Genomic DNA, 14566 nt, shown 5'->3' with positions numbered 1-14566 from the left:
CTTGTGGTACGCCCGCTCGAATCCGCCGACGCCGGTCGCGACGCCGCGTAAGACGGCGTCGGGGCGCTACGGGCAATTGGTGTTGCCGGCATCGGCGACGGTCAGAAACGTGATCGTTCTGGGTGCGAAAACCATTGTCCCGGGAGCGGTCGCGTCGCCGTGCAGCGCGGGAATCCGGTCCGCGGTCCCAAGCAAAAGCGTCGCGCCGTTGAGCTGGACGTTGCCGTCTGCGGGCGTGGCGCTCGCCAGAGTGTAACGTTGCGAGGCGGCCGGCAGCGTCAGCTTGCGCCTTATCCGCCGATCATTGTTGATGACGAGCAGGGCAATTCCGCCCGGCATGTCGCGCGCGCAGTGCGCATAGACGTGGAAGCCGTGACGGTCGGCGATACCGGCATTCAGCACAGTGGTTCCCATCAATCGGCGCCATAACAGCGCCGCCCAGTAGTTCGGCCGCGGCAGATGGGTTCGCTCGTCGAGCAGCCCATAGTCGCTCGCGGCAAGCGTGTTGTGCATCACCACCTGAACGCCGGCCTTGGCGAGGCGCCCGAGCTGATCGAGGTACCGGAACGTATCGATGAACGTCGCGGCCCAGCGGTTGCCGCCGCACGCAGTCTCTGCGGTCTCGGTCAGCCAGATCGGCTTGCCCGGTGCAAGCTCATCGCGCAGCGCCTGGTAGAAGCCAAATGTCTTGCCGGAGCGTGCCAGCCATTCGTCCGACAATGCTCGCTTCGGCGTGCGATCACCGGCGCATCGGGCCGAGAGCGCGCCATAGTGATGATAGGAGACCGTGTCGATGCCCGCAGCCGTTGCTGCGAACAGCGCCTGGGCATCCGCACCTGTGCCGATCGTGCCCGGGCCGAGGATCGTCACATCAGGCGCGGTGGCCTTCATGAATGCGCGGAACGCGGCAAAGTCCCGGCCGTAGGCCGCGGCGTCGTAACCCTCAGGGGCGCCGCCGATGGCCGGCAGATCGGGCTCGTTCATGAACTCGGCAGCGGCGATGTGGCTGCCGGCTGATCGGGTGATGTCGAGAAAGCGGCGGGCCTGCTCCGGAAGCCATTGCTCCGCAGCGTCACGCGTGCCGGCGCTGATCGCAAAGGACGTGACGATAGGCGCGTCGACGGCGTGCGAGAAATCGATCGCGTCGCGCCATTGTTGCCCTGTCAGCACGCTGTTGAAGCCGGCCGGTGGCGCGGATGGCGGCGTCTCGGACTCCGCAACGAACGTGCTGTTGGCCCAGGTTCCGCTGATGCGGAGATAAGCCGGAGCGAGCGCCGCGGCGAGCTTTCGCAGCCTGGCATCATGCAGATCGATCGGCGTACGCGCCGCGAACCGCTCCGCGTCTGGACGCGAACGCGTCCTGGCGGCTGCATAGGGCTTCCAAAATCGTCCGCCGGTCACCTCCACCATCTCGATATTGTAGGAATGGAAGCGCGGGTCGATCGTCGCGACGCGCGGCATGGTCGCGACGTCGAGCCTCAGCTCCGCCGCGGTCGCCGTTGTGCAGACGAAGGCGGCCATGGCCGAGACGGCAACGGATGCGAGGCATCGAAGCGGGTAGGCGCAGTGGTCGCGCACGGGCCCTCGCGGCGTTCCGGATTGCGGTTGGGTCAGAATGCCGCCGCGGCCCGTTTGAATCAACGCGGCAACGGGCCCTGCGGCTCGTTCGTGATGCGCTCCCACAGTGCGCGGATCATGTCCTTCATGACCAGCGCGTCCTGCCAGCGGTCGGACAATTCCCTGCCGTCGGGTCCGGTGATGGCGTAGGGCGGGGGACCGAGCTCGCACAGGAAGGTCAGGGTCGCATCGGGGCCGGCACGCTTGCGCCAGGAGCGAATGGCGTAGTCCCACCAGTCCGTGAACAGCGACACCCAGCCCTGGTGCTGCGGAAAGCCGAGCGAGATCTGGACTTGCTCGCGGCTCGCGATGCGGCCGTGGATGCCCCAGGCATTGTCGAGGATGCGGTGGATCATGCCGTGGTTGACGTCGTCGACCGGCCAGGCGAATTCACGCCCGACCAAATAGTGCGAGAGATCGGCGGTCAGCCGCAGATCGGGAAAGCAGTCGAGCAGATCGAGCATGAAGAACAGGTCGGTCGTCATGCGGTCGCGGTGGGTCTCGACATGCACGGCAACGCCGGCTTCCGCGGCAAGCCGCCGCCAGCCTTCGAGCAGGGGAATGCAATCGGCGAGCCGGCGCAGACGAATGTCCGGCTGCAGGTTGACATGATCGGCGCCGAGCTGCGCCACCAGCTCGAGCACCGGTTTCAGGTCGTCGACGCCCTTCGGATAGCATTGCGCCTGCCAGATCATGCCGTGCGCGCGAAGGAAGCCCGTCACCTCGCGGGCGAAGGCGGGATCGATGAAGCGCACGCCGGCGCCGTCAAACCCGGCATCGCGGATCATCGCGAGCTGGGTTTGCAGCGGCCATTCGCCCTCATCGGCCAGCCGTCGCTCCATCGCCCAGAGCGACTGCAGGACACGCAGTTGCTGCGCCACCGATCAGGCTCGCGCGGGGAGCGCCGCGGGCAGCTCGGCTTGTTCGCTCGCGTCGGCGGCGATGTTCTCCTGATAGGTCTCGGGCCCGATCCAGATCGCAACCACCGTGCAGGCCGACAGAAACATCGCGTAGCAGGCGACCGGCCACCAGGTGCCGTAGGCAGCCACCAGCGCGGTGGCGACGAACGGTGCCGGGCCGCCCGACAGCAGCGAACCGAGCTCGCGCGCGAAGGCGAAGCCGGCGAAGCGGCGTTGCGGCGGGAACAGTTCGGCGAAATACGCCGCCTGCGGCCCGAACATCGCCGCCGTCACCACGGCGCGCGCCAGGATGAAGGCGAGCGCGATCATGATCCACTGCTTGGTGCCGACCATCCAGAAGAACGGGAAGGCGAGCGCGACGCCGGCCAGCGCGCCGAACATGTAGACCGGCCGCCGTCCGATCCGGTCCGACAAGGCCGCAAAGCCGAGGATCGCAAACAGCTCGACAGTGAAGGCCAGCATCAAGGCGCTGAGCGCATCGGCTTTCGGCACGCCCAGCGTGGTGATGACGTAGCTCAGCCCAAACACCGGGAAGAAATAGCCGAGCCCGTTCTCGGCCATGCGGGCGCCGAGCACGACGAAGAAGTTGCGCGGATGCCGGCGCAGCGCCTCCATCGCCGGATTGCTCTCGACCTTGCCGCGCGCGACCACCGCCTCGGTATAGACCGGCGTCTCGGTGATCCGTATGCGGACGAAGATGCCGACGACGATCAAGAGGAAGCTCGCCAGGAAGGGCAGGCGCCAGCCCCAGCTCATCAGGTCCTCGCGCGGCAGCATCGTCACCAGCGCGAAGGCGGCGGCGGCGAGCAGATTGCCGACGGAGACGCCGAGTGGCGCGAAGCCGCCCCAGAAGCCGCGATGCTTCGGCGGCGCGTTCTCGACCAGGTAGATCACCGCACCACCATACTCGGCGCCGGCGCCAAGACCCTGGATGACGCGCATCGCGACCAGCAGGATCGGCGCCCAGACGCCGATCTGCGCATAGGTCGGCAGGAGGCCGATCGCGGTGGTGCCGATGCCGATCATCAGGAGCGTCGCGACCAGCACCGGCTTGCGGCCATAGCGATCGCCGAGGATGCCGAACACCAGGCCGCCGAACGGCCGCACCACGAAGCCGACGCCGAAGGTCAGGAACGACAGCAGCGTACCGACGACCGGATCGCTCTTCGGAAAGAACAGCTCGCCGAACACCAGCGCGGCCGCAGTGCCGTAGAGGAAGAAGTCGTACCATTCGAGCGCGGAGCCGATGCTTGCGGCCAGGATCACACGCAGGCGCGATGTGCTGGCACCCTCTCTTGCCATCTTGGTCATTCGTTTCCCCGTTATGTGTGTTTTTATGGTCGTTTTGATCGAGCGCGATCGCGTGGTTCCGGATCATGCTCGTGAAAGCAGCAATGCCCGCGGCTTGGCCCGCGGGCATTGTCGTCGGTCTTAAGCGGCGCGCGTGAAGTAGGATTTCTTCGCCGCCGACTGGGTCTCGTAGATCGATCCCTGCCGTTTGGCCGGCGGCAGCGGCATCCGCACCGGCACGTCGGTGAGCCGCGGTGCGACCACCGGAGGACCGGCCAGCAGGCGGCTGTTGAACTCGTCAAAATCCTTCACGCCCATCAGCGGCCAGGCGTCGCTCGCGGCCACTTCATAGAGCAGGAGGTTGCGCGGCCGGTCCGATGTGTTGGTCGCCGAGCCGTGCAGCGCGCGCACATGGTGGAACGACATGCTGCCGGCCTTGCCCATGCAGGGCATCGCGCGCTTGATGTCGCCCTCGATCTGGTCCGGATCGATCAGGCCCGCGAAGTGGCCGTCCTCGCCGTGGTGATCCCACATCGTGCTGCCGGTGTGCGATCCCGGCGTCACCAGCATCGGGCCGTTCTCGATATCGCAATCGTCGAGCAGCACGCCGATCGCGAGGATGTCGTCATTGGTGTGCGGATAGAACGCCCAGTCCTGATGCCACTCCACCGGCGAGCCGTATTGCGCCGACTTCATGTTGAGCTTTGAGCCGTGCAGGCGAAGTCCGGGGCCGATCAGTCTGGTCAGGATCGAGATCACGGCGGGGCTGCGGACGATCTCGTCGAAGATCGGATGCACCTTGTGCGGTGCCTTGATGCGGCGGACGCGCGGGGTCTCCGGCGTATGGCCCGGCTCGAGGTCGTAGACGTCGGTGTGCTCGCTGACCGAGGCTGCGCCGGCCACCAGCTCTGCGAGCACCGTGCGCACCTTGGCGAGGGTCTCCTGGTTGAGCACCTCGGGGACCACGATCACCCCGTCGCGCTTGTAGGCTTGGGCCTGCTCGTCCGAAATCATGTCGTTTCTCCGATTTTGTTCCATGTTAGCGCTAACATTAGGTTATGCTAGCGCTAACATCATGGCTTGGCAACCTGGAATCGTGCAGGGTCCTGTCCATGAGCTCCGATGTGACTGCCCCCAGGACTGGCCCAGCGGATGCCGCACCCACCCTCTCGGAGGTGGCCAAGCGTGCCGGCGTATCCTCGATCACGGTGAGCCGGGTGGTGCGGATGCCCGACCTGGTCGCCCCGGAGACAAGGGCGCGGGTCGAACTGGCGATGCGCGACCTCGGCTATGTCCCGAACCTGGTGGCGGGCGCGCTGGCGAGCGCGCGGACCAATTCGGTCGGCGTGCTGGTGCCGACCATCGCCAACTCGATCTTTGCCGACACGGTGCAGGGCCTGTCCGACAAGCTCGAGCCGCTCGGCTTCTCGGTGATCCTGGCGCAGTCGCGCTACGACGCGGTGCGCGAGGACCGCGTGCTGGCGGCGCTGCTGTCACGGCGGCCCGAGGCGATCATCATGGTCGGCTCACCCGCCACGGAGGAGGGCAGCCGCCTGCTGCGCAATGCGCGCATCCCGATCGTCGAGACCTGGGATCTGCCGGCAAACCCGATCGACGCGGTCGCGGGCTTCGACAATTACAAGGCTGGTGTTGCCGTCGCGAAACATCTGGTCGCGCAGGGACGCAAGCAGCTTGCCTTCATCGGCGGTGACGATCCGCGCGGCACCCGCCGCTGGCTCGGCTTCAGGGATGAGGCCCTCGCAAGCGGCCTCGCCGAGCCGCGCCGGCTGATCCTCGACCGCAAGGATTCGGGAAGCGTGGCGGCGCATGCCCGTCTGCCTGGTGTCGATGCGGTGTTTGCCGCCAACGATGCGCATGCGATCGGCTTCATGTCGGGGCTGCGCAAGGCCGGGGTGCTGCGCGAGGGGCCGGCATCGGCGCAGCCGGTCGCCGTGATCGGGCTCGGTGATCTCGAAATGGGGCAGCTGATCTCGCCGACGCTGAGCACGATCAGCGTGCATGGTGATGCGATCGGCCGCACCGCGGCGACGCTGACGCTGGAGCGTGGCGGCGAGCGCCGTATCGATCTCGGCTTCGAGCTGGTGCTGCGCGACAGCGGCTAGCAGGCTGTTGAAGAAGTCGCTGGCGAAGCGGTTTAGATCGTGATTCCCTAGGATCTGGGCGTGGCGGGGGATTGCGATGCGAGGAAGCGACGAGCGGTCTGGCGCGCTATTCAGTTATATTGACCTGGAGGCTCGGGTTCGCGCCGACCACCCGCTACGGGTGATCAGGGAGCTGGCGAATGCTGCGCTGAGCGATCTGTCAGGCGAGTTCGGCAAGCTCTATACGGACTTCGGCCGGCCCTCGATTGCGCCAGAGAAGTTGCTTCGGGCGATGCTGCTGCAGGCGTTCTATGGGGTTCGCTCGGAGCGGCATCTGATGGAACGAATGGAGTTCGATCTTCTGTTCCGCTGGTTTGTCGGACTTGGGGTCGACGATGCGGTTTGGGACCATTCAACCTTCTCGAAGAACCGGGATCGGCTGCTTGAAGGCGAGATTGCGGCCAAGTTCTTAAACGCGCTTTTGGCGCAGCCGAAGGTGAAGCGTTTGCTGTCAAGCGATCACTTCTCAGTGGACGGCACGCTGATTGAAGCCTGGGCTTCGATCAAAAGCTTCCGGAGGAAGGGCGGCAGCGACAAGGACCATGACGGTCCGGGACGCAATGCCGAGCGTAGCTTCCACAAAGAGAAGCGATCCAACGAGACCCATGAGAGTACGACCGATCCCGAGGCCCGGCTCTACAGGAAGGGCGACGGCCAGCCGGCCAAGCTCTGCTACATGGGCCATGCGTTGATGGAGAATCGCAACGGTTTGGCGATTTTAGGCGGGGTGAGCCAAGCGACTGGCACAGCCGAACGGGAGGCCGCGCTCGCTATGATCGACGGGCGTGGATCCGCGAAACGGATTACTCTCGGAGCGGACAAAGCCTACGATGTCACCCAGTTCGTGTGCGACCTGAGAGAGCGGTCAGTCACTCCGCATATCGCGATCGACGGACATCTGAGCAAGACTGGCAAGCCACGCAAGACGGCGGTCGACGCCCGCACCACGCGTCACGCCGGCTATGACATCAGCCAGCGCTGCCGCAAACGCATCGAAGAAGTATTCGGCTGGATCAAGAGTTCCGCCGGTCTCGCCAAAATCAAGCTGCGCGGCCGTGCGCGTGTGGACGCCGCCTTCACACTTGCGCTGGCAGCTTATAACCTCATTCGCCTGCCCAAGCTTCTGACGGCGCCGGCATGAGCATCCGGGGTCGATGGCGCGTCGTCGAGACCCCGGGCCACGCACGAGATCGGCGGCGAATTCGCCTTCGATTGCCTCACGGGCTCCATCCACGGCTCCTTGCGACAGCGATGCCGTCCAGTTCAGTTGGGAAGGAAACGACGAAATGGAGCCAGCCGGCGGTGATGGCTGGGCCGAACTGCAGGATAACGGATCGCTCGAAGGTGAAATCTGCCTCGTCAACGGCGACGACATCCCATTCATCGCACGTCGTTCCGACATTTCTTCAACAGCCTGCTAGAGCGTTTTCGAGCGAAGTGGACACCGGTTCGCGTAAAGAAAACGCGTCAAAACAAGAATCTAGAGCTTTGGTTCTGATTCAATCAGAACCGAAGCTCTAGTGATGCTGGAGCCGCCTAGCCCTTCTTGTCTGCGGTCCAGCGGTCGATACCGGCGAACATTGCCGCGACCAGGCACCCCGCGATGATGCCGAAGGTCAGATCCTTGAACACCGTCAGCGCGAAGGTCGTGAGCAGCACTAAGGCGCTGCGTCGATCCCTGATCAGGCGCAGGAATTCTTCCTTCTCTGCCATGTACCAGCACACCACGACCAGGACCGCGGCCAGCGCAGAGAGTGGAATGTAGCTGGCAAGCGGCGCGGCAAGGATCATGAACCACAGCAGAAAGGCCGCGTGCATCATGCCGGAAAGAGGGCTGCGCGCTCCGGCACGGATATTGGTCGCGGTGCGGGCGATCGTGCCGGTGACGCTGATGCCGCCGAACAGGGCGGAGGCGATGTTGGCGATGCCCTGCGCCACCAGCTCCATGTTGGAGCGGTGCTTGCGGCCGGTCATGCTGTCGGCGACCTTTGCCGAGAGCAGGCTCTCGACGCCGCCGAGCAGCGTGAAGGAGAGCGAGGCCGGCAGGATTTGCAGCAGCAGCGCCCACGAGAACTCCGGCATATGCGGCACCGGCAGGCCGCGTGGGATTTCACCGAACCGGCTGCCGATGGTTTCGACCGGCAGATGCAGCAGCACGACCGCAATCGACGCGAGCACGATTGCGATCAGCATCGCCGGCCATGTTGGCTTCACCGCGCGCAGCACGAAGATCACGGCCGCCGAGCCGGCGCCGATGCCGAGCGCGGACCAGCTCAAGGTCGGAAGCGCTTGGCTGAGCGCTGCGAGCTTCGGCAGAAGCGGCCCTGGCTCGGCACCGGCAAGCGTCAGCCCGCCCAGATCGCGCAGCTGGCTCGCCAGAATGGTGACCGCGATTCCGCAGGTGAAGCCGACCGTGACGGGGTGCGGGATGTAGCGGATCAGCGAGCCAAGTCCCGAGGCGCCGATCAGCGTCAGCATCAGGCCGGACACCAGCACGGTAAGCATGAGGCCCTCGACGCCGAACTGCGCGGCCGTTGCCGCGACGAGGACGATGAAGGCGCCGGCCGGTCCGCCGATCTGAAAGCGGCTGCCGCCCAGCGCGGAGACCAGGAAGCCGCCGACGATGGCGGTGAACAGCCCGCGCTCCGGCGTCACGCCCGAAGCCACCGCGATCGCCATCGAGAGCGGCAATGCCACCACCGCCACCGTCAGCCCGGCCATCACATCATGTCGGAAGGCGGCAACGCCGTACCCTTCGGTCAGCGTGGTGACGAGCTTGGGACGATAGAGATGTGCCGTGGAGGAGCCGTCAGGCATGGGGATGACCGCAGGGAAGGGGATGAAGGAAATTGGCAGAGCGGGAGCGGGCAGTTGCTTTCATTCGGCAATCTTCCGGTAGATCGCCGCGGCGCGGCGCAGCAGCTGGCTCTTGCGTTTGCGCTCGTGCACGCGCTGGTGCCTGGCCTTGCGTTCGTCGGCGCGCTGATCCAGTGCATCGGCACTTTCGAACAGCTTGCGGCGCACCTCGTCATCGTTCAGTTCGCCGAGCAGCTGCTGTCCCTTGCGCAGATGCTTCAGCACGTTGCGCCACGATGCATAGACATCGGCAGGCAATCCGCCTTCCGAGAACTCGATGGCGTAACGCAGCCGCTTGCTGGCGAGCCGGACGCGGTGGCGCTTGTTCTTGCCCATGCCTTGCAGCCCGCGGCTCTTGTGACACAGCTTGCCATGCCATCGCGCCAGCCGTCGCGCGTGAAAGACCGAGACCGGCACGGCGCGCCGTTGCGCCGCGCGGGGATCCTGCCGTGTGGTCCAGGGGCCGCTGCCGACCCAGTCCCACATGCCGTCGAACCATTGCCAGTACCGGTCGCTTTGCAGCGCCTCCCTGAGGGCTTCGAACGCATCGGTTCGTGCCGTCATCAGCATGCGCTCTTCGGGCAAGCCCTTGCTGTTCTCGATCGCGACGTCGAGATCGCGCGTGGCGCCGAGATAGGCGCTAAGCCATTTCAGTTCGGATTTCAGTCGCGTCCATTCGCTGTCCGCCACCATCGGGCCGTAGAAGGCGATCGCGGCCTTCAGCCGAGTCAGTGCAATACGGGTCTGGTGGAGGGCCGTGGGATCGCCGGAGCTCAAGGCCTCGTGGTTGGTCGCGACTTCCTCAAGGCATTCGGACAGGATCAGGCGAAACGCGGTCTCACAACGCATGGCCTCGCTGAGATGCCGCGGCCGCTTCGGGCGGACAACGCGCTCCCTGGCCGGACTTGCCGCTAACGTCATGACACTCTCGTGACCCCGCCGGAACCGCGAGGCAACGGGCGGCTCCCGGACGGAAAGATTTCCCGTTTGATCGATCGCGATCAAGGGTTTTCTGCTGAACCGCAGCGCAACGATCCGGCGACGCGATCAAAATGTCGCAATACGCCCGGTGGAAGGCGCCCGTTCCGGCCGGTATGCTGCGCGCGCTGTGCTGGAGGGCGAAAATTCGCCAGATATTTCGCGCACGAAGTATCTTGATATTTCGCATGCGAAATATATAACGACGGCATGAAAGCGGAACACCGGCTGATCTTTCTTCTGACCGTGGCCTATCGGCGGCTGCAGCGCGCCATCGACCAGGAGACGGCCGCGCACGATCTGACGTCGGCCCAGGCCGGCGTGCTGTTCTTTCTCGGGCGTAATGACGGCGCGCTGATCGGCGACGTTTCGCAGGCGCTCGACATCGTGCCGTCGGCGATGACTGGGCTCGCCGACCGGATGGAACGCGCCGGCTTCGTGAAGCGCCGGCGCGACGGTGACGACGGGCGCAGCCAGCGGCTCTATCTGACCGTGGCGGGGCAGGAACTCGGCAAGCGCGCCGCGACCCGGACCAGGGTGATCAACAACCGCCTGATGGACGGATTTTCAGAAGCGGAAATCGACGTGGTGTCGCGCTGGCTGACCAGCCTGCAAGAGAAATTCCCGAAGGACAAAGACGGCTAGAGCGTTTTCAAGCGAAGCGGGTACCGGTTCGCGTGAAGAAAACGCGTCAAACAAGAAGCAAGCAACAGGAGTGAGGCATGAGTGAAGTGGTCGTGACGCTGGACAATGGTGTTCTCACTGTGACGATGGCGCGTCCGGACAAGAAGAACGCGATCACCAACGCGATGTATGGCGCGATGGCGGACGCGCTCGAGCGCGCGGAGGGCGACTCATCGATCCGCGCCGTGCTGTTGCAGGGCGACGGCGACAGCTTTACCGCGGGCAACGATCTCGCCGATTTCGCCGCGGTGTCGCGCGGTGTGCAGGGCGAGCGTCACGTGACGCGCTTCCTTGCCGGCCTCGCCAAGGCGACGCGGCCGCTGGTTGCTGCCGTGCAGGGCAATGCGGTCGGCATCGGCACCACCATGCTGCTGCATTGCGACCTCGTTTACCTCGCGCCGACCGCGCGGCTGATCACGCCGTTCGTCAACCTCGCGCTGGTGCCGGAGGCGGCTTCGACCTATCTGCTGCCGCAGCGGATCGGCTATGCGCGGGCCTATGCGATGTTCGCGCTCGGCGAGCCGCTCGAGGCGGAGACGGCTGTTGCGATCGGCCTTGCCAATGCGGTCGTGCCGCTCGAAGATCTCCGCGCCAAGGCCCGCGCGGCGGCCGACGCACTGGCGAAGCGGCCGTTCGGCTAGCTCCAGCACACCAAGGCGCTGATGCGCGACCCCGCCAGGATCAGCGCGCAAATGGCGCGCGAGGGCGAGATCTTCCAGGAACGGCTGATGAGCGCGGAGGCGCGCGAGGCGTTTGCCGCCTTTGCCGAGCGCCGCCAGCCTGATTTCTCCAAGATCGCTGGCTAGCCCAGAGCTTGGGGCCGCCCCGCATGGACGGCCCCATCGCTTCGGGGTTGACGGCTTCGCCGCCATCGCACATCTCGTGTCACAGCACAGCGCAACCCGGCGAGGCGAGCATGAGCGACAGTCATACGTTGCGCGGCGAGAAGATCGCCGCGACCATTTCGGCACAGGGCGCCGAACTGTCGTCGCTCAGCAATGCCGAAGGGACCGAACTGCTGTGGCAGGCCGGCCCGCAATGGCCGCGTCACGCGCCAGTGCTGTTCCCGATCGTCGGCCGATTGAAGAACGACACGCTGCGCACACAACGGCAAGACCTATCCGATGACGCAGCACGGCTTTGCGCGGGACCGCCGCTTTGCCTGGATGGAGCAGGGGCCGCGATCCTGCAAGCTCGCGCTGACCGACGATGCAGAAACGCGGGCACGCTATCCCTTCGCCTTCAGGCTCGAGGTCACCTACACCGTTGATGGCGCCGATCTCGACGTCGCGTTCGACATCATCAACACCGGCGCCGAGATGCTGCCCGCCTCGCTCGGCGGTCACCCCGCCTTCAACTGGCCGCTGGTGCCGGGGCTGCCGAAGGAGGCTTACACGCTGACCTTCGGCAAGACTGAACCCGCGCCGATCCGGCGGTTGAAGGATGGATTGATGCGGCGGCAGCCTGAACCCAATCCGGTCAAGGGCAGAACGCTTGCGCTGTCGGAGGATCTGTTCGATGACGACGCGATGGTCTTCGATCAGGTCGCAAGTACATCGATCCTCTTCACGGCGACACTAGGCCCGGCAGCAGCCACGCAAGGCCCGGCGATCGAAATTTCCTGGCGCGGCTTTCGCGAACTCGGCATATGGTCGAAGCTTGGCGGCGCGCCGTTCCTCTGCATCGAGCCGTGGCACGGCTTTGCCAGCCCCGCGGATTTCGACGGCGAGTTCGCCGACAAGCCGGGCCTGATGCAGATTGCTCCGGGCGCGCGTCAGTCGCTGAGCTATCGCATTCGGGTCAGCTGACGGCCTGCTCTCGCGATCAGCTCAATGCGCGCGGGTGCCGAGCGCGCTCGTGAGCGCGCCGACCGACGGCGGATTTTCGTGAGCCCAGGCCTCGTGCGCGGCGAGATCGCGGTAATGCTCGGCCATGCGCAGCAGCCGGTCGCGGATGCCGGTATCTTCCTCGCCCTTGGCCTGATCGGCCAGCTGCGCGGCGCGTTCGAGAAGCGTTTTCGGATCGATCACGACATGCTCCAAATCCGGTTTCGCCAAACGGACAACTGTTACAGCCAAGCACAGTTCCTGCCGTGGTTTGATGACAGCGGCGTTCAGAGCTGGAACAAGCCAAGTCCTTCCAAACCAAGCCCCGCCATGACATCGCGCTTGGTGCGCTCAGTGATCTCGCGCGCCCTCAGGGTTCCGCGCCTGATCACGTCAGCGACGTAGTCGCGATCGGTCGCCAGCTCGGCGCGTCGTATCCGGATCGGTGCGATCAGGGCTTGCAGGATATCCTCCAGCCGCCGCTTGACGGTGGCGTCGCCAAGCCCGCCGCGCCGATAATGCGCCTTCAGTTCCTCGACGGCATGATGATCGTCGTCGAACGCGTCGAGATAGGTGAAGACGACATTGCCCTCGACCTTGCCGGGGTCGGCGACACGCAGGTGATCCGGATCGGTGAACATCGCGCGCACGGCGGCGGAGATGTTATCGGGCGAGGCTGAAAGCGGAATCGCATTGCCTGCGGATTTGCTCATCTTGGCGCGCCCGTCGACGCCGGGCAGCCGTCCCGCGCGCGGGATGATGGCTTCGGCTTCGGGCAGCAATGGCCGGCCGGCCAGCGCGTTGACGCGCCTGACAATCTCGTTGGTCTGCTCGATCAGCGGCGCCTGGTCCTCCCCGACTGGCACGACCGTGGCCCGGAACGCCGTGATATCGGCGGCCTGCGCCACCGGATAGCACAGGAAGCCGGCCGGGATATCGCGTCCGAAGCCGCGGGCGCGAATCTCGTCCTTGATGGTGGGATTGCGTTCCAGCCGCGCCACGGTGACGAGGTTGAGATAGAGCATCGATAGTTCCGCCAACGCCGGTAGCTGCGATTGCAGGCAGATCGCGGTTCGTTCCGGGTCGATCCCGACGGCAAGATAGTCCAGCGCGACCTCGATGACGTTGCGGCTGACCTTGCCGATGTCGTGCGCATTGTCGGTCAAAGCCTGCATGTCGGCGAGCAGCAGGAACTGCTGATGCGTGTCCTGAAATTTCAGGCGGCTGCGCAGCGAGCCGGCGTAATGGCCGAGATGCAGCGGCCCGGTGGTGCGGTCGCCGGTGAGGATGATCGGCTTGGTCATGGCTATCTCCATTCGGTTGAATGGGGACACCGCATGCGGGCTGGATGAGATGAAATGAAAAGGCCGCCCCATGCGGCGGCCCCGAAAATGCATGAACGCGTTTCGGCCCGCCTGTCAGTCGGCGAGCCACCAGAAATGGGCGATCAGGATCGAGCGGTTCATGCCGCAAGCGGTAGGGCGAAGGCGCGATGCGGTCAAGATGGCGGGCGCCCTAGAGATGAGTTTGGGTTGAACCGTCGTCGCGATGGCGCTGCGCCCCTCTCCCCGTCCGTACGGGGAGAGGGTTGGGGTGAGGGGCCGCCTCCGCGTATCCGGTGATAGCTGTATTCGCGGAGACTCCCCCTCACCCGGAACGCATCTAACGATGCGCTCCGACCTCTCCCCGCACGCGGGGCGAGGTGATACCGAGTCCGCGGCTCGATTCAAAAAAGTCACCATGGGCTAGTTGAACGCCATGCCGCCGCTCATCGCAATGGTCTGTCCGGTCATGTAGGGATTGTTGACCAGCAGCATCACGGCCTGCGCGACCTCCTCGGCGGTGCCGAAGCGGCCGATCGGGATCCGGCTGACGAGGCCGCTCTGTCCCTTCATCATGTCGGTCTCGATCAGCGACGGCGCGACGGCGTTAACGGTGATGCCTTCCTTGACCAGGCGCGCGGCGTAGCCGCGGGTCAGGCCCTCCATCGCCGCCTTGGATGCGTTGTAATGCGGTCCGATGGAGCCTGCGCCGCGCGCGGCTCCGGAGGAGATGTTGACGATGCGGACCCATTTCCGCGTCCGCATCATCGGCAGCACGGCCTGCGTGCAGAGAAACGCCGATTTGAGATTGACCGTGATGGTGCGGTCGAAATCCTCTTCGGTGAGGTCGTCGACGCCCCGGACGATGGCGATGCCGGCATTGTTGACGAGGATGTCGACCGGGCCGAGCT

At 65.3% G+C, this 14566-nt stretch carries 12 protein-coding genes and 3 pseudogenes; 6 read left to right on the top strand and 9 right to left on the bottom strand.

Annotated features, from left to right (window positions below; genetic code table 11):
- Window positions 1–66 precede the first annotated feature (66 nt).
- From HAP54_RS46315 to HAP54_RS46300, 4 genes are all read right to left on the bottom strand, one after another.
- Entirely contained in the window at window positions 67–1578 is a 1512-nt protein-coding gene (locus HAP54_RS46315; RefSeq protein WP_224741501.1) for a hypothetical protein, read from the bottom strand.
- Window positions 1579–1637: 59 nt separating this feature from the next.
- Window positions 1638–2498, bottom strand: coding sequence for a sugar phosphate isomerase/epimerase family protein (locus tag HAP54_RS46310; protein ID WP_166298019.1), 861 nt, complete (start codon window positions 2496–2498; stop codon window positions 1638–1640).
- Between the two features lie 3 nt (window positions 2499–2501).
- Window positions 2502–3848: an MFS transporter gene (locus HAP54_RS46305; RefSeq protein ID WP_166298018.1), complete on the bottom strand. Its 1347-nt coding sequence runs from the start codon at window positions 3846–3848 to the stop codon at window positions 2502–2504.
- A gap of 120 nt (window positions 3849–3968) precedes the next feature.
- A complete protein-coding gene (locus HAP54_RS46300; protein WP_166298017.1) occupies window positions 3969–4841 on the bottom strand; it encodes a phytanoyl-CoA dioxygenase family protein in 873 nt (290 codons plus the stop codon).
- Between the two features lie 161 nt (window positions 4842–5002).
- Here HAP54_RS46300 and HAP54_RS46295 point away from each other — a divergent pair, with 161 nt between their 5' ends.
- From HAP54_RS46295 to HAP54_RS46285, 3 genes are all read left to right on the top strand, one after another.
- Window positions 5003–5950, top strand: coding sequence for a LacI family DNA-binding transcriptional regulator (locus tag HAP54_RS46295; protein ID WP_166298016.1), 948 nt, complete (start codon window positions 5003–5005; stop codon window positions 5948–5950).
- Window positions 5951–6026: 76 nt separating this feature from the next.
- On the top strand, window positions 6027–7130 hold the full coding sequence (locus HAP54_RS46290) for an IS5 family transposase (RefSeq protein WP_166294692.1): 1104 nt from the start codon (window positions 6027–6029) through the stop codon (window positions 7128–7130).
- A 145-nt stretch (window positions 7131–7275) separates the two neighbouring features.
- Window positions 7276–7410: a hypothetical protein gene (locus tag HAP54_RS46285; RefSeq protein WP_283843061.1), complete on the top strand. Its 135-nt coding sequence runs from the start codon at window positions 7276–7278 to the stop codon at window positions 7408–7410.
- A gap of 157 nt (window positions 7411–7567) precedes the next feature.
- Here HAP54_RS46285 and HAP54_RS46280 read toward each other — a convergent pair.
- Window positions 7568–8806: pseudogene (locus tag HAP54_RS46280) on the bottom strand (SulP family inorganic anion transporter); the annotation flags it as partial.
- A gap of 60 nt (window positions 8807–8866) precedes the next feature.
- Window positions 8867–9766, bottom strand: coding sequence for a CHAD domain-containing protein (locus tag HAP54_RS46275; protein ID WP_224741503.1), 900 nt, complete (start codon window positions 9764–9766; stop codon window positions 8867–8869).
- A 267-nt stretch (window positions 9767–10033) separates the two neighbouring features.
- Between HAP54_RS46275 and HAP54_RS46270 the strand changes: the two genes are divergently transcribed.
- The 3 genes and pseudogenes from HAP54_RS46270 (at window position 10034) to HAP54_RS46260 (ending at window position 12315) form a co-directional block, all read left to right on the top strand.
- Complete coding sequence (locus HAP54_RS46270; RefSeq protein WP_166298014.1) at window positions 10034–10468, top strand: MarR family winged helix-turn-helix transcriptional regulator; 435 nt, start codon at window positions 10034–10036, stop codon at window positions 10466–10468.
- Window positions 10469–10545: 77 nt separating this feature from the next.
- Window positions 10546–11313: pseudogene (locus HAP54_RS46265) on the top strand (enoyl-CoA hydratase-related protein).
- A 110-nt stretch (window positions 11314–11423) separates the two neighbouring features.
- A pseudogene (locus HAP54_RS46260) lies at window positions 11424–12315 on the top strand (aldose 1-epimerase family protein).
- Between the two features lie 21 nt (window positions 12316–12336).
- Here HAP54_RS46260 and HAP54_RS46255 read toward each other — a convergent pair.
- The 3 genes from HAP54_RS46255 to HAP54_RS46245 all read right to left on the bottom strand — a co-directional run bounded on the left by HAP54_RS46255 (window position 12337) and on the right by HAP54_RS46245 (window position 14549).
- Complete coding sequence (locus HAP54_RS46255) at window positions 12337–12537, bottom strand: hypothetical protein (RefSeq protein ID WP_166298013.1); 201 nt, start codon at window positions 12535–12537, stop codon at window positions 12337–12339.
- An 83-nt stretch (window positions 12538–12620) separates the two neighbouring features.
- The gene (gene trpS / locus HAP54_RS46250; RefSeq protein ID WP_166298012.1) at window positions 12621–13637 is read right to left on the bottom strand and encodes a tryptophan--tRNA ligase; all 1017 of its coding nucleotides are present in this window, start codon (window positions 13635–13637) and stop codon (window positions 12621–12623) included.
- A 441-nt stretch (window positions 13638–14078) separates the two neighbouring features.
- Window positions 14079–14549 (bottom strand): SDR family NAD(P)-dependent oxidoreductase, encoded by a 471-nt coding sequence (locus HAP54_RS46245; RefSeq protein WP_339156939.1) that lies wholly within the window; start codon window positions 14547–14549, stop codon window positions 14079–14081.
- Between the last annotated feature and the right edge of the window lie 17 nt (window positions 14550–14566).

The organism is Bradyrhizobium sp. 2S1, assembly GCF_011516625.5.
Lineage (GTDB): Bacteria > Pseudomonadota > Alphaproteobacteria > Rhizobiales > Xanthobacteraceae > Bradyrhizobium > Bradyrhizobium septentrionale.
Note: the sequence above shows the minus strand (reverse complement) of the source record. Positions and strands in the feature narration are given on the sequence as shown.